The organism is Tolypothrix sp. VBCCA 56010, assembly GCF_050875635.1.
Classification (GTDB): domain Bacteria; phylum Cyanobacteriota; class Cyanobacteriia; order Cyanobacteriales; family Nostocaceae; genus Hassallia.
In genome coordinates, this window is sequence record NZ_JBPAOH010000410.1 from 1 (window position 1) to 624 (window position 624).

A 624-nucleotide genomic window follows, 5' to 3' on the forward strand; every position below is an offset into this window, starting at 1 on the left:
CGTGCCGGTTCAGGATGCTGGCCACGCGTCCGAAGGCGTCGTAGCTGGTGGTGGTGGTCCCGAGCGATCCTTCCGTAAGGCCCGTGCGCTGACCCGCCGCGTTGTACACGTACGTTAGGCTGTTCTGAGGCGTGACCTGGGAGCTCACTTCCCCCGCCGCGTTGTACGTAAACGTGCTGGTGCCGCTGCCGTCCACCATCGTCAGCTGGCGACCCGCCGCATCGTACGTGAAGGTGGTGTCGGTGCCGCTCGGGTAGTCCACCGTCACCAGTTCGGCGGCGGCGTTGTAGACGTAGCTAATCGTATACGCCAGTGGCGAAGTGTAGGCGGAAGTCTCCCCGGAGGCGAGGTAGCTCCACTGCTCCACCGCTCCGTCCGGCATGGTGAGCGAGGCGACTTCTCCCCGGGCGGTATGCGTATAGGTGCGCGTGTGGCCCCGGCCATTGGTCACCGAGGTCTGGTCACCATTCGCGTTATAGGCGTAGGTCTCCGTATCGCCCCGGGCGTTGGTGAAGCTAGTGAGTTGGTTGGCGGCGTCAAAGGTCCAGGACTGCGTGCGCGAGAGTTCGTCGGTCGCCGAGGTCCGGTTGTCGTTGCGGTCGTAGCCAAAGCTCACCGTCGCCG

The 624-nt window shown here is 64.9% G+C and carries 1 protein-coding gene; it reads right to left on the reverse strand.

The features are described 5' to 3' along the window. Positions 1 to 624 (reverse strand): hypothetical protein (locus tag AABK37_RS41770; RefSeq protein ID WP_432557239.1); only part of this gene is annotated, 624 nt, incomplete at both ends.